This is a genomic window from Altererythrobacter sp. TH136 (assembly GCF_007065885.1).
In the GTDB taxonomy this organism is placed as follows: domain Bacteria; phylum Pseudomonadota; class Alphaproteobacteria; order Sphingomonadales; family Sphingomonadaceae; genus Tsuneonella.
Map to the genome: position 1 here is coordinate 199,344 of NZ_CP041409.1, position 19,903 is coordinate 219,246.

Genomic DNA, 19,903 nt, shown 5'->3' on the forward strand with positions numbered 1-19,903 from the left:
GCGTTCGTAGGGCGCGTGAGGGGTAAGAGTAGGATCCGATGAAAGCCACGATCGAACGCGCGACGCTGCTGCGCTGCCTGTCCCACGTGCAATCGGTGGTGGAGCGCCGCAACACGATCCCGATCCTGTCGAACGTGCTGCTCGACGCCTCCGACGGCGGCACGCTGAAAGTCATGGCGACGGACCTTGACCTGCAGGTGGTGGAGAATATGGCCGCCGCCAGCGTCGAACAGTCCGGCGCGATCACCGTATCGGCGCACCTGTTGTTCGATATCGCGCGCAAGCTGCAGGAAGGCAGCCAGGTCAGCCTGGAGACGGCCGAGAACCGGATGACGGTGAAGGCGGGGCGCAGCCGGTTCTCGCTGCCGACCCTCCCGCGCGACGATTTCCCGGTGATCGTCGAAGGCGACCTGCCGACCAGCTTCGAACTGCCGGCCAAGACGCTGGCCGAACTGATCGACCGTACGCGCTTTGCGATCTCGACCGAAGAAACGCGGTATTATCTCAACGGCATTTTCCTGCATGTCTCGGACGACGAGCAGCCGGTGCTGAAGGCCGCCGCGACCGACGGCCACCGCCTGGCCCGCTTCACCATCCCCCGGCCCGATGGCGCGGAAGGGATGCCTGACGTGATCGTGCCGCGCAAAGCCGTGGCCGAACTGCGCAAGCTGCTGGAGGAAGCGCTGGACGGCAATGTCCAGATCGACCTGTCCGCGAGCAAGATCCGCTTCACCCTGGGCGGCGAAGGCGGAGTGGTGCTGACCAGCAAGCTGATCGACGGCACGTTCCCGGATTACAGTCGGGTGATCCCGACCGGGAATGACAAGCTGCTGAAGCTCGACCCGAAAAGCTTCTACGCCGGCGTGGACCGGGTGGCGACCATCGCCACCGAAAAGACCCGCGCGGTCAAGATGGGTCTGGAGAACGACAAGGTCACGCTGTCGGTCACCTCACCCGACAACGGCACCGCGGCCGAGGAAGTCCCGGCTGACTACCGTTCCGACGGGATGGAGATCGGGTTCAACGCCAATTACCTGAAGGACATCCTCCACCAGATCGACGGCGACACGGTGGAACTGCACCTCGCAGACCCGGGCGCGCCCACGCTGATCCGTCAGGACGAGAACAGCCCCGCGCTGTACGTGCTGATGCCGATGCGGGTGTGATGACGCGCTGAGACGCCGCGTGGCCCCAGCGCCCGCTGGGGCCTCGTGCCGGCAGGCGAGGTGTTTGGGCACGAAATCCCAGCTTCCGCCGGGATGACGGCTGTCAGATTCTCACGGCGATCTTGCCGAAGTGCTTGTTGGCGATTTGGTGCCGGAACGCGTCGGCTAGGTCCGCCAGTTCGAACGTGTCGCTGATCACCGGCTTGATGCCGTTCGCTTCCAATGCCGCGATCAGGCCGAGCTGTTGGGCGCGGCTGCCGACGGTCAGGCCCTGCACGGTCAGGTTCTTGGAAAAGAGCAGCGCCGTCTGCACCGGGCCGGCCACGCCGGTCAGCACGCCCAGCAGGGCGATGTGTCCGCCGACCCGCGCCGCCAGCATCGACTGGTCGAGGGTGCCGGGGCCGCCGACCTCGACCACGGTGTCCACCCCGCGGCCGCCGGTCAGTTGCATCGCGAGCGGGCCCCAAGCGGGCGTTTCCTTGTAGTTGATCAGTTCGTCGGCGCCGAGATCGCGCAGCCGCTCCAGCTTCTCGCCGCTTGAGCTGGTGGCGATCACGCGGGCCCCGGCAGCCTTGGCGAGCTGAAGCGCGAACACCGACACGCCTCCGCTGCCCTGGACCAGCACGGTATCGCCGGGCTTGGTCTGCGTGTCGACGAACAGCGCGCGCCAGGCGGTGAGGCCGGCACAGGTCAGGGTGGCCGCCTCGGCCGCGGTATAGCCGGCGGGCGCGCGGGTGAACCACGATGCGGGGCGGGTGACCACTTCGCGCGCGTAGCCGTCGGTGCTGTCACCCGGCACCATCCGCTGCGCGGCGTAGGGCACGTCGCGCCCGTCCTGCCAGCCAGGGAAAAACAGGCTGAGCGCGATGTCTCCGACCGCAAAGCCGGTGTCGTCGCCCCCTACCGCGATCACTTCACCCGCGCCATCCGACATCGGCACGCGGCCCTGCGGCGCGGGGATCATGCCCGAAACCACCGCGAGATCGTGGAAGTTGAGCGAACTGGCCCGCAGGCGCACGGTGATCTCGCCCGGTCCCGGCTCGGGTGCGTCGGGAAGATCGGTCAGCGTGAGGGCGTCGAGCGTGGAGGGCGCGGCGCCCGTGACGATTCCCTTCATTCGGCGGCTTCCGCCAGCGCGGCGCGCTGCGGCCCGCGGATAAGACCGCCGGGTGCTTCCCCGGTCCACACGCCTTCGCGGAAGGTCACCCGTCCGTTCTTGATCGTGCAGACGTATCCTTCCGCCTTCTGTAGCAGCCGCTTGCCGCCCGCCGGCAGGTCGAACGCAAGCCACGGCTTGCCGAGCTTGAGCCGCTCCATGTCGATCACGTTGAGATCGGCCAGATAGCCGGGCGCGATCACCCCCCGGTCCTCCAGCCCGTACAGCCGCGCGGTATCGAGGCACTGGCGTTTTACGGCGTGTTCGATGCTGAGCCGGCCATTTGGACGATCTTTGGCCCGCTTGCGATCGCGCACCCAGTGCTGGAGCATGAACGTGGGGCTGGCCGCATCGCAGATCGTGCCGCAGTGCGCCCCGCCATCGGACAGCGAGTTCACCGTGTCATCCGCCGCCTGCAGCTCTTCCAGGAAGTCGAGATTACCGTCAGCGTAATTGAGCAAGGGCAAATAGATGAACCCCTTGCCGTCGTCCCGGCACAGCAGGTCGTAGGCGTATTCTTCCGGGGTGGTCCCGGCCGCCGCGGCGCGGGTGGCGATGCTGGCATCGGCTTGCGGCTCATAATCGAAATCGGGATCCATCTCGAACTGCATGGTCCAACCGCCGGTGACGACCATGATCAGGCCGATGATGTCCTGGTTGACCTCGCTGAAGTCATTTTCCTCAGCCAGCAGCCGCGCCTTGAACGCGGGATCGAGCAGCCGGGCCTTTTGCTCGTCCCACGGCAGGTCGGCGATCGCCTGCCAGCTTGGCTTCAGGCGGAACGGGTGCACCGTGCCCTGCCATGCCATCACGATGCCGTTGCCGCGCAGCGCGATCTGGGCGACGATGTTGGCGCCGTTGTCGTTTTCCGCGCGCATGGTGGCGATCTGTTCTTCGAGTGGCAGTTCCTTGGCGATCGATTGCAGCGCGGCGAAGGTGACCGGCAGCCCCGTCTCGCGGCTGAGTTGGCCCATCCAGCCGAATTCGTCCCACTCGCGCATCATGTCGCTGGCCATCTCGAACACGCCGTGACCAGCACGGCCCATGGCGCGGCCGATGCCGACCAGTTCCTCCGCGGTGGCGGTGGTGCCGGGAACGACCTCCCCGTCGATCGAGCGATGGAGCACGGTGCGCGAGGTGGAGAAGCCGAGCGCGCCGGCGCGGACGCCTTCCTCGACGATCTTGCCCATCGCCTCGATGTCTTCGGCCGTGGGCACGGCGCCCGGCCTTTCGCGGTCGCCCAGCACATAAGCACGCACCGCGCCGTGCGGCACGTGGGTGCCGACATCGACCGTGCGGGGCAGTTCCTCCAGCGCGTCGAGGTATTCGGGGAAGGACTCCCAGTTCCATTTCATCCCTTCGGCGAGCGCGGTGCCGGGGATGTCCTCCACCCCCTCCATCAGGCCGATCAGCCAGTTGTGACGATCGGGATGCGCGGGGGCGAAGCCGACACCGCAGTTGCCCATCACCACCGTCGTCACCCCGTGCCAGCTGGACGGCGCCATCTCCTGGTCCCAGGTCGCCTGCCCATCGTAATGCGTGTGGATGTCGACGAAGCCGGGCGTGACGATCATCCCGTCCGCGGCGATCTCCTCCGCCGCGTCCCCGTGCACCGTGCCGACCTGCGCGATCAGCCCGTTCTTGATCGCGATGTCGCCGGTGAAGCGGTCATGGCCGGTGCCATCGACGATGGTGCCGCCGCGGATGATCAGGTCGAATGTGGGCATGTTTGTGCTCCTCTCTCCGGAGCGGACGGTCTCATATTGCAACTGGTGAGTCCAGCGCCCTGACGGGCTTACCCGCGCGCGCGGATCATGCTGGCGATGTCGACGAACTTTTCACGCGGAGCGCCTTCGCGCGCGGCCTGGGCCTCGGCCTCCTCGATCTTTTTCCAGTCGCGGAACGTGACGATATCGAGCTGGCGCTCCTCGGCCAACGCGTCGAACCCGGCGCGGCCTTGCCGGGTTACGGTGCCAAGCGCGCCGCTGGCGAGGTCCTCGGCAATCCGGTCGATCACCCCGAACCCGTCGGGGCGGTTGGTGCCGATGGTGCCGGTCGGCCCGCGCCGCGCCCAGCCGACCGCGTAGAGACCGGGGAGGATGCGCCCCTCGTCGTTCGCGAACTTGCCGGCCCGCTCGTCGAACGGCACGCCGGGAATGGGCGAGCTGCGGTAGCCGATGCAGGCGACCACCAGGTCGACGGGTATCACATACGTCTCGCCCGTGCCGACCGCGCGGCCGGCTTCCACGCGCGTGCGTTCGACCTCGACGCCCTCTACTTTCCCGGTGCCGATCAGCCGTACGGGGGAGGCGAACATATCGAAATCGATCTCGACCGCCTTGTCCGCGCGCTCGCTTTCCGGGATCGCGGCGAAGCTGCGCAGGTGGCCGACCGACTTGCGCAGGCCCGGCTCCAGGATCGCATCATCCTCCGGCGCGGGCAGGTCGGCTGGATCGACGCGCGGGGTGGCGCGCAACAGGTGCATCAGTTCGCCCAGTTCCTTGGGCGTCATCATGATCTGGTGCGGCCCGCGGCGGCCGACGATGGTGACGGTGGTGAGCCGCGAGGCCTTCAGCGCCTCAAGCGCATGGTTGACGATATCGCTGCCGGCGAATTCGTCCTCGGTCTTGGAGAGGATGCGCGCCACATCGAGCGCGACGTTGCCCATGCCGATCACGACCGCCGACTTGCCCGACAGGTCGGGATCGAGCTGCGCGAACTGCGGGTGGCCGTTGTACCAGCCGACGAACGCCGCGCTGCCGAACACGTTGGCCAGGTCCTCCCCTGGCAGGCCAAGCGGCTTGTCGTGCGGCGCGCCGGTGGCGAACACCACCGCATCGTAGAGACCTTGCAACTCTTCGACGGTAACATCCTGGCCGATGGTTACGTTGCCGACGAAGCGCACGTTGTCGGAAAGCGCGGTCGTCTCGTACCGGCGGCTCACGCCCTTGATCGATTGGTGATCGGGCGCGACCCCGGTGCGGATCAGGCCGAACGGCACCGGCAGGGTGTCGAACACGTCCACCCGCACATCGTCGCCCCATTTTTTCTGCGCGGCCTCCGCCGTGTAGTACCCCGCGGGGCCCGAGCCGACGATCGCGAGGTGGCGGGTCATGCGGCCTGCCTGTTCTCCTCGTGCCCGTGCTCCTCAAGCAGCGGACGATCGAGGAATGTGCGGATGCACGAGACCGACTGTTCGCGGTGGCTGAGCAGGAACAGGTGTCCGCCGCCTTCGAAGATTTCGAGGTCGCTGCCGCGGATCAGCGCGTGCAGGAAGCGTCCGTTGATCAGCGGCACGATCGCGTCCTCGTCCCCCATCATGATCAGCGTCGGCTTGCGGAGGAAGGGCAGGGCGGGCGCGCTGGTCCAGCCCACCATCGCGAGCAGCTGGTAGATGTACCCGCGCCGGGTGGGCGGGGTGAGCCGGCCAATGTGCGAGGATTTGCCGGCGGTCTTGCCCAGCGCATCGCCGTACAGGGTGGCAAAGTGCTTCTCCATGAAAGCGGCGTCCACGTAACGGCGCGGATCCACCATCTTACTCAGCGCCGCCGGACTGCCGGGCACCATCAGCATGCCGGCGGTGGTGGCGCACAGGATCAGCCGGCGCACGCGCCCGCCGTGCTGCAAGGCGAAATGCTGCGCCATGGCGCCGCCCCAGCTGACCCCCATGACGTCGACTTCATCCAGGCCCAGCTGGTCGAGCAGCTTGGCGGCCGTGCGGCTCATGGTCACAGGCGTGTACGGCAGAGTGGGTTCGGGAGACCCGCCGACCCCGGGCATGTCGAACATCACGAAACCCCGGTCGTCCAGCGCCTCGGCCAGCGGCGCGACCGCTTCGATGTTGGCCCCGATGCCATTGAAGAACAGCACCGGCAGGTGATCGGAGGGCATGTCGAGCCGCCAGGTGGCGACCCGCAATTCGCGCCCCCCCACTTGCATCAGGCGAACGTGGGCGGTGGTCATCGGATCGGTCACGGCAGCTAAGTCCTTCAGGCTTGTTCGAGGACGTAACGCCCGGGAGCGGGATCGGTCGCCGCGAAACTTTCACCGCCCAACGTTTCGGGCGCAGCAGTTTGTTCGCCCGACCGCTGCTGGAGCCATTCAATCCAGAACGGCCACCACGATCCGGCGACTTCATGCGCGCCCTCCAGCCATTCCTCGGCCGTGGCGGGCAGGGGACCGTCGGCCTGCTGGACGTAGTACCGGGCCTTGGGATTGCCGGGCGGGTTGAGGATGGCCTGCATGTGGCCCGACTGGCTGAGCACGTAAGTCACCTGGCCGGAACCGAACAACTGGGTGGAGCGGTACGTCGCGCGCCACGGGGTGATGTGATCGGTCACTCCGCCAAGAATGAACAGGTCGGCGTCGACCTTCGACAGGTCGACCTGGTGCCCGGCCATCTCGACTTCGCCCTTCCTGGTGAAGGCGAGTGTTTCCGACAGGGTGAGGAAATCGCCCATCAGCGTGGCGGACAGGTTGGTCGCGTCGGAGTTCCAGAACAGCACGTCGAACGCGGGCGGATCGTCACCCAGCAGGTAATTGTTGACGACGTAGTTCCAGATCAGGTCGTTGGGCCGGAGCCAGGCAAACCCGCGCGACAGGTCGTCGCCCCTGATGATCCCGCCCTTCGCCGCGCGCTTCCGGGCCAGCGCGAGGCCGTTGTCGGTCATCAGCGCGCCGGCTTCGATATCGCCATGTTGCGGGTGGAGCACGCACACCATCAGCGTGAGCGCGCCGAGCAGGTCGCTGCCGTCCGCCGCCAGCTGGCTCGCCAGGACGGCGGCCGTCTGCCCGCCCGAACACCCGGCGGATACGTTCACCTTGTCGCTGCCGGTAATGGCCGCCACCGCCTCCATCGCCTCGCGGCAGCTGGCGACGTAATCGCCCATGCCCCAGGAGCCCTGTTCCTTCGTGGGGTTCTTCCAGCTGATCACGAAAGTCTGGATGCCGGCATCGACCTGGTACTTCACCACGGATTTGTCCGGTGACAGGTCGTTGATATACATCTTGTTGATCTGCGGCGGGATGGTCAGCTGCGGCACCGCATAGACCTGATCGGTGGTCGGTGCGTACTGGATCAGCTCCATCATCTCGGTCCGCAGCACCACCTGACCCGGCGTGGTGGCAACGTTCTCGCCCAGCTTGAATGGCCGCTTGTCCACCTGCGACACCATGCCCTTGTTGTGGACCATGTCAGTGTAGGCGTTCTTCAGCCCCTTGATCAGCGACAGCCCGCCGCTGTCGACCACGCGCTTTTGCGCGGCCGGGTTGCCGAGCAGCGTGTTGGTCGGGGCCAGCGCATCGATGATGATCTGGCTGATGAAGTTCGCCCGGTCGCGCTCCAGCGCGTCGAGCTCCAGCTCCTTCAGCCAGTTCTTCATGCCTTTCTGCATCGCGAGATAGTACTGCGCGCTGGCCTTCAAAAACGGGTTGAAGGTCCACGCCGGGTCCTTGAACCGCTTGTCCTTGAGATCGGGCGCAAGGTCGCTGTTGCCGGTGACGATCTGGAGCACGTCCTCGCTCATCGCCCGGGCATGGCGCATCGTGCGCGCCGGATCGCTGGCGGTTTCCCGCAGGAGCAGCGCGACCGCGCCGGTGAAATCCTCACGCACCAGGCCGACCATGGGGCCCAGTGCCGTGGTTGACTGCGCCGCTTCGTTTTCCAGTTGGCCGCTCATCGCGCTCTCCCGTGGCGACTTTATGAGCGTGATTCATGCACGGCGCCGCGGTGCTTGGCAAGCGAGCCGCCAGGCTGCTTCGCAAGGCGCGGTTAACCATTAATGTCAGCGCTTTCTGCAGGCTGAAACCGCATCGCCCGCACGCTTGTTTTAACACATTATCAAGCGCCCGCGCTCAAAAGCGCACGCATGGTAGGCAAACGAGCGCAGGTGCTGCTGGCAGCTCCACCCGGGGAAGTGCCCGGTGAAGGCGCGCGTTCTGCGTCGGGGCAAGCCATGCCGGCACCGTCGCGCCGGGAAGGGGAGGCGCGGCGTCGCTCGCGGCGCAGCAGACCCGCGCGCGAAGCGCCGGCCCATGTGCGAGGGTGCCAGATTCCGCGCCAGTGGACCCGGGTGGCGGTGTTCGTTGTCTGCGCGCTGGTGTTCGCCGCTGTCGCAGGACGATCGGTGCCGCCATTTCTCAGCGTGGTCTGGGCGGCGCTGGCATGCGCCATCGTCGGCGCGGCGCCGTGGCTAATGCGGCTTGAAGAACGGTTGCCCCCGCGCTCGCCCGCATCGCTGGGGCTGCTGGTGATAGCGGTCCTCCTGCCAATCGCGCTGACCTCGGCGGCATTCGGATACTGGATGTTGAGCGGGGGGCTGGCGTACCACTGGGGCGTGGCGACGCTGGTCTCGCTGACGGCGGTGTCTACCGCGTTGCTGGGCAACCGGTTGACCCTGATCTTCGCTGGCAAGGCGGTTTTGTGGGGCGTTTTCGCGATCATGGACGGGTCGCTGGCGGCGATCGGCGCTACCGGCGCGGGCATCGCAGTCATGGTGCTGGTGACGCGATACCAGGCCCGCATCAATCGCGCGGAGGAGGAACGCCAGCAGGCGCTGGAGCGGGTCCGCCACCGCGCCGAGGACATCCTCCACGATTACGAGGAAACCGGCCAGGGCTGGTTCTGGGAAACCGATCGCCGGGGGCAGATCACCTATGTCTCGCACAGCGTCGCCCGCACGCTGGGCCGCGACGACGCGGAGTTGACCGGACGCCCACTGGCCGAGCTGTTCAACCTTGAAAGCGACAAGCGCGAGGGCGAACGCACGCTGCTTTTCCATCTGACCGCCCGCTCCGCCTTCAGCGACCTGGCGGTGCGGGCTGGCATCGAGGCGGAGGAGCGCTGGTGGTCGATCAACGGCCGCCCCATCTTCGACGAGTTCGACAACTTCTGCGGCTTTCGCGGGTCGGGCACGGACCTGACCGAGAAGCGCAAGAGCGCCGAGCACACGTCGCGCCTGGCACATTTCGATTCGCTTACCGGTCTCGCCAACCGATTCCAGATGTCGCAGAGCCTCGAGAAGATCCTGACCGCGCCGCTCGAGATGCACCGCGATTGCCGCGTGTTCCTGCTCGATCTCGACCGGTTCAAGCATGTCAACGATACGCTGGGCCACCCGGCGGGGGATGCCTTGCTCAAGCAGGTGGCCCAGCGGCTGGAGTGTTCCGTCGGCAAGATGGGGCTCGTCGGCCGCCTCGGGGGTGACGAGTTCCAGGTCATCATCCCCGGACGCATCGAGCGGGGCCAGCTCAGCCAGCTTGCGCAGGACATGATCGCGTCGCTGTCGCAGCCCTACTCCATCGATGGGCAGCGCGTGGTGATCGGCGCGTCGATCGGCATCGCCCTGTCGCCCGAGGACGGCGTGACCAGCGAAGCGCTGATCCGCAACGCCGACCTTGCCCTTTACGCGGCCAAGGATGGCGGGCGGGGGCGGCTGCACTTCTATTCGGCCGACCTCCATTCCGACGCCGAGGAGCGCAGCCGGCTGGAACAGGACTTGCGCGATGCGATCACGCAGGGCGGGCTGGAACTGCACTACCAGCCGGTGGTCCACACGGCGACCGAGAAGATCGCCGGGTTCGAGGCGCTGCTGCGCTGGCGGCATCCGGTGCGCGGCTGGCTGTCCCCCGCAAAGTTCATCCCCGTTGCTGAGGAATCGGGCCTCATCGGCAAGATCGGAGAATGGGCCATTCACGCCGCCTGCCGGGACCTCGCCACCTGGCCCGAAAACGTGCGCTGCGCGGTTAACGTGTCGCCGCTGCAGTTCGCCAACCCCGCGTTGCCCGCTATCGTCGCCAGCGCGATCGAGCGCGCCGGGATCACGCCCTCGCGGCTCGAGCTTGAGATCACCGAGAGCGTTTTCCTTAACGATGACGCCGGCACGGACGCGATGTTCGCCGCGCTGAAGGCGGTGGGCGTGCGGCTGGCGCTCGACGACTTCGGCACCGGCTATTCCTCTCTCGGCTACCTGAAGAAAGCGCCTTTCGACAAGATCAAGATCGACCAGAGCTTCGTTCGCGGGGCGACCGAGCCGGGCAGCCGAAACGGCGCGATCATCGCCTCGATCACCGGCCTCGCGCAGGCGCTGGGCATGGATACGACGGCCGAAGGCGTGGAAACCCTCGATGAACTCGATCTGGTGCGGATGTACGGCTGCAGCCACGTGCAGGGGTTCATCTACGAGCGCGCGCTCGATGCCGGCGCGGCGACGCGGCGCCTCGCTACCGGGCTGGCCGCCGTCGCTAAGGGGCCGCGTTCGGCCCGCGCATCGCGCCACATGATGCTGCGCAAGGTGCTGCTGGAGCATGGCGGGCAGCACTACAACGGAACCATTCGCAATATCTCCTCCACCGGAGCGCTGGTGGAGGGGCTGTGGAATGTGCCGCCCGGGACGATCTTTCGCATTCTGCTGTCGGAGGGCTTGAGCGTCACCGCGACCGCGCGCTGGAGCGCGGAGGACAGGCTGGGCGTCGAGTTCTCCGCCCCGCTTGAACGTGACGCTTCGGGCACGCTGGTCGCGCTGGCGGTGGAACCGCCGCCCCCGGTGCGCCGCGAACTCAGACGATCGGCGTGAGCATTAGCAATTTGGTTAGGCATGTTCGCTAAGCGACACGCCAAGGCCGGGAAACGGTCACGGGTCCCAGTCGCAGGTTTGGAGAGACGTGGCACTTAACGGCATCTTTTCGCGCAGAAACAGCGACCGCAGCGGCGGGGCGACGCGCTCGCCCAGCGCGGCCGATGTCGATCGGCTGGCGCTGCTCGATCAGTTCGAGGAATCGGAGCTGGGCTGGTTCTGGGCGACTGACGCCGAAGGCAAGCTGAGCTACCTGTCCGCCAGCGCGGCGCATCGGCTGGGACAGAAACCCGAGCAGATGCTCGGCACGCCGCTCACCGCGCTGTTCCTGCCCGATGAACTGGAAGACGAGGACCGCGCGGAGCGGCCGTTCGCCTTTCAGCTCCGCGCGCGCAGCACCATCTCCGACATGCCCGTGCGCGTGTCCGTGGCGGGGACGGAACGCTGGTGGTCGATTTGCGCCAAGCCGCAACTCGATCGCGAAAACGAATTCCTGGGCTATCGTGGCAGCGCCAAGGACATCACGGCGGTACGCGAAAGCCAGCGCGATGCCTCGCGTCTTGCCCAGTACGATTCGCTGACCGGGCTCGCGAACCGGCACCGGATGAGCAAGCGGCTGACCGCCACGCTCATCGCTTACAAGGCGGCCAAGCGCAGCTGCGCGTTGATGATGCTCGACCTCGACCGCTTCAAGCAGGTGAACGACACACTCGGTCATCCGGCGGGCGACGAATTGCTGAAGCAGGTGGCGCAGCGGCTGGAACGGATCGTCGGTAGCAAGGGTGAGATCGGCCGTCTGGGCGGCGACGAATTCCAGGTGATGCTTCCCGACATCGACGATCGCGGCCGGCTGGGCGAGATCGCCAACAGCGTGATCCAGATGATCTCCCAGCCATATTCGCTCGATGGCAGCCGGGCGATCATCGGCACTTCGGTCGGAATCGCGATCGCGCCCTACGACGGGATCGACACCGACGAGCTGGTCAGCAGCGCCGACCTGGCGCTGTATGCGGCCAAGGGCGGCGGGCGCGGGCAGTACCGGTTCTTCTCCAGTGAACTGAAGGATGGCGCACGGCTCCGCCGCCAGATCGAGGAGGATCTGCGCGACGCGATCCAGTCCGACCAGCTGGAACTGCATTATCAGCCGATCGTGCGCACCAGCGATCACAAGGTAACCGCGCTGGAAGCGCTGGTCCGGTGGAATCACCCGGAACGCGGCTGGATCAGCCCGGCCGAATTCATTCCCGTGGCCGAGGAAACCAACCTCATCAACGCGCTCGGCGAATGGGTGCTCAGGCGCGCCTGCCGCGACGCGGTCGAGTGGCCGCACTCGCTGCGGGTGGCGGTCAACGTGTCCGCGATCCAGTTTTCCGGAACCGACGTGCCCAAGGTGGTGCGCGCGGTCCTCGACCGGTCGGGACTGGAGCCCGAGCGTCTGGAGCTGGAAATCACTGAGAGCGTCTTTCTGGGCGATCCGCAGGGCACGGGCATCATGCTCAAGGCCCTGAAGAAGATCGGGGTGCGGCTCGCTCTCGACGATTTCGGCACCGGCTATTCGTCGCTGGGCTATCTCAGCAGCGCCCCGCTCGACAAGATCAAGATCGACCGCAGCTTCGTCGCCGGGCTGACCGAAGACGAGAACAATAACGCGGCGATCATCACCGCTATCGTCAGCCTGGCGCGCGCGCTGAAGATGGAAACCGTGGCCGAAGGGGTCGAGGCGATGGACGAACTCGACCTGATCACCAAGCTCGGCGCGAGCCATATCCAGGGCTACATCTTCTCCAAGGCGCTGACGCACGACGCTCTACTCGAGCGGCTGCTCGAGGGCGGTCTTCAGTTCGAACCCGAAGGCCCGGCCAAGCATCGGGCGGATCGGCGATCGACCTTTCGCCGGGTCGGGGTGATTCACGAGGATCACCGTTACGAAGTGGTCATGCGCAACCTGTCGCGGACGGGGGCGGGGATCGAGGGGCTGCTCGATGTGCCGCTTGGCACCCCGCTGGTGCTCGATCTCGGCGGCGGGCAACTCGCGGTTGCCGAAGTCGTCCGATCGGAAGGCTACTCCCAGGGGCTGGAATTCGAGCAGGCGCTGATCAACGACGGGGCTGACGGGCTGTGCACCAGGCATCGCATCAGCCCCTATGCCCTCGCTTCGGCGGGCATGCCGCTTGCCGCTCTGCCGCCTGGATCATACCTGCCGCAAAGCCGCGATGACGGGCCGAAGAGCCGACCGGCATTCCTGCAGGTCGATCTTGCCCAGACCAATCGCGCCGCCTGACCGGCGCCCCGCGTGACAGGTGCCGGCACGGGCGCTAAGGGCCCGCGCGATGACTGACCTTTCGCTTATACGCAACTTTTCGATAATTGCGCACATCGACCATGGCAAAAGCACCCTGGCCGATCGCCTGATCCAGGCGACGGGGGGATTGACCGATCGCGAGATGAGCGATCAAGTGCTTGATAACATGGATATCGAGCGTGAGCGCGGGATCACGATCAAGGCACAGACGGTGCGGCTCAACTACACGGCCAAGGACGGGCTGACGTACGAGCTCAACCTGATGGACACGCCGGGCCACGTGGACTTCGCCTATGAAGTCTCCCGGTCCCTCGCCGCGTGCGAGGGCGCGCTGCTGGTGGTGGACGCGGCGCAGGGGGTCGAGGCGCAGACACTCGCCAACGTGTACCAGTCGATCGAGCACGACCACGAGATCGTCCCCGTCATCAACAAGATCGACCTCCCTGCCGCCGAGCCCGAGAAGGTCCGCGCCGAGATTGAGGACATCATCGGCATCGACGCGTCCGAAGCCGTGCTCACCAGCGCCAAGTCAGGTATCGGGATCGAGGACGTGCTGGAAGCGCTCGTCGCCAAGATACCGCCCCCGAAAGGCGACCGCACCGCGCCGCTCAAGGCGATGCTGGTCGACAGCTGGTACGATCCCTACCTCGGCGTGGTGATCCTCGTCCGGGTGATCGACGGGGTCCTCAGGAAGGGCCTCCACGTCAAGTTCATGCAGGGCGAGAGCGAGCATCTGGTCGACCGCGTCGGCGCCTTCACCCCGAAGCGGATCGACCTGCCTGAAATTGCCGCGGGTGAGATCGGGTTTATCACCGCCCAGATCAAGGAGGTGGAGCAGGCCCGCGTCGGCGACACCATCACGACGGTCAAGAACGGCGCCACCCAGGCACTCGCCGGGTACAAGGAGGTGCAGCCGGTGGTGTTCTGCGGCCTGTTTCCGGTCGACGCGGCGGACTTCGAGAAGCTGCGCGAGAGCATCAGCCGCCTGCGCCTGAACGACGCGAGCTTCAGCTTCGAGATGGAATCGAGCGCCGCGCTGGGCTTCGGCTTCCGCTGCGGGTTCCTGGGCTTGCTGCACCTGGAGATCATCCAGGAGCGGCTGTCGCGCGAATACGACCTCGACCTCATCACCACGGCCCCCAGCGTTGTCTACCGCATCCAGCTGCGCGCCAGCCGCACCGACGACGCGCGCGAGATCCTGCTGCACAACCCGGCCGACTATCCCGATCCCAGCCGGATCGAGACGATCGAGGAGCCGTGGATCAAGGCAACGCTCTACACCCCCGACGAATACCTCGGCCCCATCCTCAAGCTGTGCCAGGACCGGCGCGGCATCCAGCGCGAGCTGACGTACGTCGGCGGCCGCGCGCAGGTAGTGTACGAGCTGCCGCTGAATGAAGTGGTGTTCGACTTCTACGACCGCCTGAAGAGCATCAGCCGCGGCTATGCCAGCTTCGATTACGAACAGATCGGCCTGCGTGAAGGCGATCTCGTCAAGATGAGCATCCTCGTCAATAACGAGCCGGTCGACGCGCTGTCGCTGATCGTCCACCGCTCGGTCGCCGAGGCGCGCGGCCGCGGTATGTGCGAGCGGCTGAAGGACCTCATCCCCCGCCACCTGTTCAAGATCCCGATCCAGGCCGCGATCGGCGGCAAGGTGATCGCCCGCGAAACCATCGCCGCGCTGCGCAAGGACGTGACCGCCAAGTGCTATGGCGGCGACATCAGCCGCAAGAAGAAGCTGCTGGAGAAGCAGAAGAAGGGCAAGGCCCGGATGCGCGAGTATGGCAACGTGAGCATCCCGCAGGAGGCCTTCATCGCGGCGCTGCGGATGGGGGAGGAATGAACCTCTGCGCATGATGGATTTCAGCAGCTGGCAGGGCATCCTGACCACGCTGATCGGTTTGACACTGGTCACCGTAATCGGCGTCGGCATCCGGCTGGTCATCATGATGCGCGTGCAGGAGAAGCGTCAGCGGGCCAACCGTCAGATCAATGAACGGGTCAAGACGCTCATGGCCGCCTACAAGACCCTGGGAGGATCGTTCACCGGCGACCTCTCGGTCGATCCGACTCATATGCGGGACCTGCGCCGCCGCGCCGCAGGGATCGCGCGTGAGGGGGTGGCGGAGGCGACCGACGAAGGCGTCGATACGCCGCTGGACTTGTCTGCCGCGGCACTGGGCGGATCCGAACGGGCACGCCGCATCCGCGACGCCGTGGAAAGCGCGCTGTCGGATATATTGCTGCTGGGCACGGAAGAGCAGGTGCGGCTCGCGGGCGAAGCGATTGCCGAGCTGGTCGCCGGGCGCCGCGTGCACACCCACGCGCTGGTGGTATCCCTGCGTGATTTCATTCGTTCCGCGCTGGACCTCGCACCTATTCCCCAAGAGATTGCCGACAAGCTGCCGGCCCAGGGCCCCACGCGACCGTCTGGCGGCGGCGGAGGCGGCGGTCGGGGGCGTGACGGGCAGGGCGGTGGCCGCGGCGGCGGCGGGGGTCAGGGCGGCGGCGCTGGAGGCGGCGGCATGGGCGGTGGAATGATGATCGGCGGCGGACTTGCTGCAAGCGAAGAGCGCGGCCCGGACTAAGTTTCGGCCCGCTTCGCTGCGTGGCAAATGACCTTGAAAGGGTCGAATCCGAGCTGAACCCGATGCGGGGCTGCTATCCCCGGAGCGCGGTGAGCATCACCTGCGCCCGCGATGTGGTGTGGAATCGATGACACCGTGGGTCATCTGCTCCTGGCTGCGGGGAACCGGCCAGGGTGAGCAGAAAAATGCGGTTGTGGGAAAATGGCGTTAAGCGGAAGGCCTCAGCCGACCGCGGCGGCGCGCACCAGCTTGACTTGCGTGATCAGGTCACGCGCGCGGGTCGCCACAACGTGCGTGCCCGAGGCCACCACGAACGTCACCAGGCCCATCATCGCATAATCGAGCGCGTGGAAGCCGGGCTGGACATAATCGCACATGGGGTAACCGCCTCTTGCCTGTGGTAGAGTTGCCAGCGGCCTACCGCACGGAAGTTACCGCGGGGTTAAACCGGCGGCGGGCGGGGCGGCGCTGCGCGGGCAACTTCACTTTGCGTTCACGGGGGAGGGCGGTATAGGCACGGCCCTATGCAGACCCGCCCCCGCACCCCGCTCAAGCTGATCGCCACCGCCGCCGTTCTCGGCGCGTCGCTCACCCTCACCGCGTGTGCGGGCCGGGGCGGGGGGCCGGCGGACACCGCCTATGTCGCGCGCGACGTCGAGACACTTTACGCCGCGGCCAAGGACCGGCTCGACCGCAACCAGCCCAAGCTGGCGGCCGCGCTGTTCGACGAGGTGGAGCGCCAGCACCCCTATTCGCCGTGGGCCCGGCGGGCGCAGTTGATGAGCTCGTTCAGCTATTACGTGGCGCGCGATTACGACAAGGCGGTGTCGAGCGCGCAGCGGTTCCTGTCGATCCACCCCGGCAACAAGGACGCGCCCTACGCGTATTACCTGATCGCGCTGTCCTATTACGAACAGATCAGCGACGTGACTCGCGACCAGCGGGTGACCGAGCAGACCCGCACCGCACTGCAGGAACTGGTCCGCCGCTATCCCAGCACTCCGTACGCGAGCGATGCCAAGCTGAAGCTCGACCTGGTGGAGGACCACCTCGCGGGCAAGGAGATGGAGATCGGGCGGTTCTACGAACGCTCCGGTTCATGGCTGGCGGCGCAGATCCGGTTCCAGAACGTGGTCGACAACTTCCAGACCACGGGCCACGCACCCGAAGCGCTGTACCGGCTGGCGGAAACCAACCTCGCGCTTGGCATCCCGTCCGAGGCGATTAAGTACACTGCCGTGCTGGGGGCCAATTACCCGGGCAGCGAATGGTACGAAAAAGCCTACAAGCTGGTGCAGAAGAACGCCGCAAACGTAACCGCGAGCTAGCCCGCCCGCTTTTCAGGATGGCACCCCATGGCGGGGGGCGGCGGCCCTCGGGGCCGTTTCCGGCGCCGCCTCATGTGCACGGCCAAGGTTAACAGCGGACCTCCCCACTTCTGAGGGGAACGGCGCCGTTTAGGGTTACGATTTCTTTCCCTTTCCCGGATTAGAACCGTTGCGGATCATTTTCGATCGCAGCCGAGGAGTGGCGCGTCGCCGCACCAGATGGATCAGTACGGGCACCTCCAAGCGCGTGGCACAGACCGCTCTGCGACCGGCCGCGCGCGTCCGTGGTTCAGCGGCGGTCGCAGGCGCAGCAATCGAATGGCGTCGCTGTCCAACGCCCGCCTCCGGATCGTGCTGTGGGCGATCGCATTCGGGCTGATCGCCGGGGCGATCGAGCTGTTCCTGCCGATCGAGGATTCGTACCGCGCGATTCGCGCGATGACCCGCGAGCATCCCAGCGATGGCAAGACGGTCATGGTGTTCGTGGACGATCGCTCGCTCGACGCCCTGGGGGTCAGCGACCCCGATCGGGCGGACGATGCTACGGTGCTCGAGACTCTGTTCGCGATGGGCGCTCAACGCGTGTTCTTCGACCGGCTTTATGCTGACAGGAGTACCAACCCCAAGGGTGACGCAGCGCTGGCTGCATCGATGCGGCGCCACAAGGCCAAGACATTCATCGGCGGTACCGGGCGCCTCGATGGGACGGGCCTGTCGCTATATCCCAACCCATTATTTCGCGATGCGGCCAACATTGTCGCGCTCGACGGGGAAGAAGGTCCGCTTGGACTCTCGGCCAAGTTTCCAACGATCCAGACAGTCAGGGGCAGGCAGTTGCCGTCGTTGTCTGCCGAGCTTGCTGGTTACCGCGGGCCGGGCGGATGGTATCCCATCGACCTGGCAATCGACTATACGACCATCCCGCGGGTTTCTTATATGGATGTGCTGAACAAGCAGGTCGATCCTGGCAAGTTCAGCGGCAAGGATGTGGTGGTTGCACCGTTCAGCCGGACCCAGCCGGATCTCCACCCCATTCCATTCAACAAGAAAATACCCGGGGCCTTGATGCACGTCATGGGGGCCGAGACCCTGCGCAAGGGATACCCGACCAATCTTGGCTGGCTGCCGGCCTTCGCCGTTGTCTGCGGTCTCATAGTCTACCTGTCGCGCCGCAATCAGCCGTCTGGCAGGACCATCGCCGCTGCTTTCGCCGTGTTAATCGCCCTGCCGTTCGCGCTCGATTGGGGGCGAATCTCGATCGACATCATGCCCGCGCTGCTGTGCCTGACGATTGCGGCGGCGCGCCTGAGGCGCCTTGCACGGGAAGCCTATCGTGGATCGACCAGCTTGCAGAACTTCTCGGTCCTGCAGCGGGATCACGCCGATGACCAGGTGGATGTCATCGCGCTGAAGATCCGCAATTTCGGCACTATCAGCGCGTTGCTCACCCCCGAGCAGGTCGATGAATTGCTGACCAAGGCGCAGGCCATGCTGCAGGCGACCGACGAAGCTGCCGAGTTCGCGTTCGACAAGGACACGTTCATCTGGCTGGCCTCGCGACTGCGGCAAGGCGATCTGGAAGACCACTTGCGCGGGCTGCACGCGCTGTTCAGCACCAGCATCTCGGTCAGCGGCCAGGCGCCGGACGTGGCGTCTTCCATAGGAGTGGATACCGATTACGTCGCGCCGCTGCGCGAACGGACAGAGAATGCGATCCAGTGCGCCGAGGACGCCGCCCATGCAGGACGCATCTTCATGGTAGCCGAACCGCGGATGGTCGAAGACCGCGTCTGGCGGCTACAAATCCTTTCCGAGCTGGAGAGCGCGATCCGCAAGAACGAGGTCGATGTCGCCTTCCAGCCCAAGTATTCCCTTACCCACGACACGATCGTTGGCGCGGAGGCGCTGCTGCGATGGCAGCATCCGGTTCGCGGGTTCATCGAACCGTCGCAGGTCGTCGCGATCGCGGAGGAACATAATCGGGTGGATATGATCACCCGGTTCGTGCTCACCCGCGCGATCAGCGAAGCGCGGCGCGCATTGACCATCGACCCCGCCTTCACGATCGCGGTCAACATCTCCGCGCTCGACCTGCACGACCCCTTGTTCGTCGGGAAGATCGAGCATCTGCTTGGCAGGTTTGGCTTTCCCGCCGCCAACCTGATGCTTGAAATCACTGAAACGGCACCGGTCGAGGATGACGAGGTCATCGCGACAGCGCTGCAGAGCCTCAAGCAGTTGGGCGTGAAGCTGTCGGTAGACGATTTCGGCACCGGGCACGGCTCGTTGCACTACCTGCGGCGCATCCCGGCCGACGAGGTCAAGATCGATCGCAGCTTCGTGACCGGGATGGAATCCTCGTCCGACGATCGAGCGCTCGTGCGTAGTGCGATCGAGATGATTCATTCACTGGGCCGAACGGCAGTTGCAGAGGGCGTCGAGAACCAGGCGGTGGTCGATCTGCTGCGTGCCATGAACTGCGATACCGCACAGGGCTATCACTTCGCCCGGGCACAAACGATGGCGGAACTGCTGGCCCGGATGGGAGCAAGCTCTATCGCGGCTTAACGACTTGCAAACCATTTACGATCTGTTAACTCTCTTCCTGCGGCAATTGTTGCAACAGGAGGACTTTATGTCGATTTGGTCTGGATGGCGTGCGCTCTTCGGCGGAAACTGAAGCGCTCTCAATGCATTGAAAAGCCCCGGTAAATCCGGGGCTTTTTGATTCTAGGGGATCGTCTGCTTGAGGCCGGGAGATGGCCCGGTAGCGGTTAGCCAGTAACG

The 19,903-nt window shown here is 65.9% G+C and carries 13 protein-coding genes; 7 read left to right on the plus strand and 6 right to left on the minus strand.

What is annotated here, in order from left to right:
- Positions 1-38 precede the first annotated feature (38 nt).
- Positions 39-1,166, plus strand: coding sequence for a DNA polymerase III subunit beta (gene dnaN, locus C0V74_RS01025; protein WP_131623405.1), 1,128 nt, complete (start codon positions 39-41; stop codon positions 1,164-1,166).
- A 103-nt stretch (positions 1,167-1,269) separates the two neighbouring features.
- Here the strand turns inward: dnaN and C0V74_RS01030 are convergent, their stop codons facing one another.
- From C0V74_RS01030 to C0V74_RS01050, 5 genes are all read right to left on the minus strand, one after another.
- Complete coding sequence (locus tag C0V74_RS01030) at positions 1,270-2,283, minus strand: NAD(P)-dependent alcohol dehydrogenase (protein ID WP_143250249.1); 1,014 nt, start codon at positions 2,281-2,283, stop codon at positions 1,270-1,272.
- Positions 2,280-4,049 carry a D-aminoacylase gene (locus tag C0V74_RS01035; protein WP_143250250.1) on the minus strand — a complete coding sequence of 590 codons (1,770 nt, stop codon included), beginning with the start codon at positions 4,047-4,049 and terminating at the stop codon, positions 2,280-2,282. The genes C0V74_RS01030 and C0V74_RS01035 overlap by 4 nt, the downstream gene beginning before the upstream one ends.
- Positions 4,050-4,117: 68 nt before the next feature.
- Positions 4,118-5,437 carry an FAD-dependent oxidoreductase gene (locus C0V74_RS01040; RefSeq protein WP_143250251.1) on the minus strand — a complete coding sequence of 440 codons (1,320 nt, stop codon included), beginning with the start codon at positions 5,435-5,437 and terminating at the stop codon, positions 4,118-4,120.
- Complete coding sequence (locus C0V74_RS01045) at positions 5,434-6,297, minus strand: alpha/beta hydrolase (protein WP_246844912.1); 864 nt, start codon at positions 6,295-6,297, stop codon at positions 5,434-5,436. The genes C0V74_RS01040 and C0V74_RS01045 overlap by 4 nt, the downstream gene beginning before the upstream one ends.
- A gap of 14 nt (positions 6,298-6,311) precedes the next feature.
- Positions 6,312-8,000, minus strand: coding sequence for an alpha/beta fold hydrolase (locus C0V74_RS01050; protein WP_143250252.1), 1,689 nt, complete (start codon positions 7,998-8,000; stop codon positions 6,312-6,314).
- A gap of 393 nt (positions 8,001-8,393) precedes the next feature.
- Here C0V74_RS01050 and C0V74_RS01055 point away from each other — a divergent pair, with 393 nt between their 5' ends.
- From C0V74_RS01055 to C0V74_RS01070, 4 genes are all read left to right on the plus strand, one after another.
- Entirely contained in the window at positions 8,394-10,895 is a 2,502-nt protein-coding gene (locus C0V74_RS01055; RefSeq protein ID WP_349236017.1) for an EAL domain-containing protein, read from the plus strand.
- A gap of 88 nt (positions 10,896-10,983) precedes the next feature.
- On the plus strand, positions 10,984-13,176 hold the full coding sequence (locus tag C0V74_RS01060) for an EAL domain-containing protein (protein ID WP_143250254.1): 2,193 nt from the start codon (positions 10,984-10,986) through the stop codon (positions 13,174-13,176).
- 49 nt (positions 13,177-13,225) lie between these two features.
- Complete coding sequence (lepA, locus tag C0V74_RS01065) at positions 13,226-15,043, plus strand: translation elongation factor 4 (RefSeq protein WP_143250255.1); 1,818 nt, start codon at positions 13,226-13,228, stop codon at positions 15,041-15,043.
- A gap of 10 nt (positions 15,044-15,053) precedes the next feature.
- Entirely contained in the window at positions 15,054-15,788 is a 735-nt protein-coding gene (locus C0V74_RS01070) for a hypothetical protein (RefSeq protein WP_143250256.1), read from the plus strand.
- Positions 15,789-16,009: 221 nt separating this feature from the next.
- Here the strand turns inward: C0V74_RS01070 and C0V74_RS12790 are convergent, their stop codons facing one another.
- Complete coding sequence (locus tag C0V74_RS12790) at positions 16,010-16,165, minus strand: hypothetical protein (RefSeq protein ID WP_168194119.1); 156 nt, start codon at positions 16,163-16,165, stop codon at positions 16,010-16,012.
- Between the two features lie 147 nt (positions 16,166-16,312).
- Between C0V74_RS12790 and C0V74_RS01075 the strand changes: the two genes are divergently transcribed.
- Together C0V74_RS01075 and C0V74_RS01080 are read left to right on the plus strand one after the other, a co-directional pair.
- Positions 16,313-17,116 (plus strand): outer membrane protein assembly factor BamD, encoded by an 804-nt coding sequence (locus tag C0V74_RS01075; RefSeq protein ID WP_131623392.1) that lies wholly within the window; start codon positions 16,313-16,315, stop codon positions 17,114-17,116.
- Positions 17,117-17,434: 318 nt separating this feature from the next.
- Positions 17,435-19,684: an EAL domain-containing protein gene (locus C0V74_RS01080; protein ID WP_168194120.1), complete on the plus strand. Its 2,250-nt coding sequence runs from the start codon at positions 17,435-17,437 to the stop codon at positions 19,682-19,684.
- Positions 19,685-19,903: the final 219 nt, after the last annotated feature.

Bases quoted from the DNA above. Each gene is read 5' to 3' on its own strand.
- C0V74_RS12790 (WP_168194119.1), bottom strand. From the start codon at position 16,165: ATGTGCGATTATGTCCAGCCCGGCTTCCACGCGCTCGATTATGCGATG.
- C0V74_RS01080 (WP_168194120.1), top strand. From the start codon at position 17,435: ATGGCGTCGCTGTCCAACGCCCGCCTCCGGATCGTGCTGTGGGCGATC.
- C0V74_RS01070 (WP_143250256.1), top strand. From the start codon at position 15,054: ATGATGGATTTCAGCAGCTGGCAGGGCATCCTGACCACGCTGATCGGT.
- dnaN (WP_131623405.1), top strand. From the start codon at position 39: ATGAAAGCCACGATCGAACGCGCGACGCTGCTGCGCTGCCTGTCCCAC.
- C0V74_RS01030 (WP_143250249.1), bottom strand. From the start codon at position 2,283: ATGAAGGGAATCGTCACGGGCGCCGCGCCCTCCACGCTCGACGCCCTC.
- C0V74_RS01075 (WP_131623392.1), top strand. From the start codon at position 16,313: ATGCAGACCCGCCCCCGCACCCCGCTCAAGCTGATCGCCACCGCCGCC.
- lepA (WP_143250255.1), top strand. From the start codon at position 13,226: ATGACTGACCTTTCGCTTATACGCAACTTTTCGATAATTGCGCACATC.
- C0V74_RS01035 (WP_143250250.1), bottom strand. From the start codon at position 4,049: ATGCCCACATTCGACCTGATCATCCGCGGCGGCACCATCGTCGATGGC.
- C0V74_RS01040 (WP_143250251.1), bottom strand. From the start codon at position 5,437: ATGACCCGCCACCTCGCGATCGTCGGCTCGGGCCCCGCGGGGTACTAC.
- C0V74_RS01050 (WP_143250252.1), bottom strand. From the start codon at position 8,000: ATGAGCGGCCAACTGGAAAACGAAGCGGCGCAGTCAACCACGGCACTG.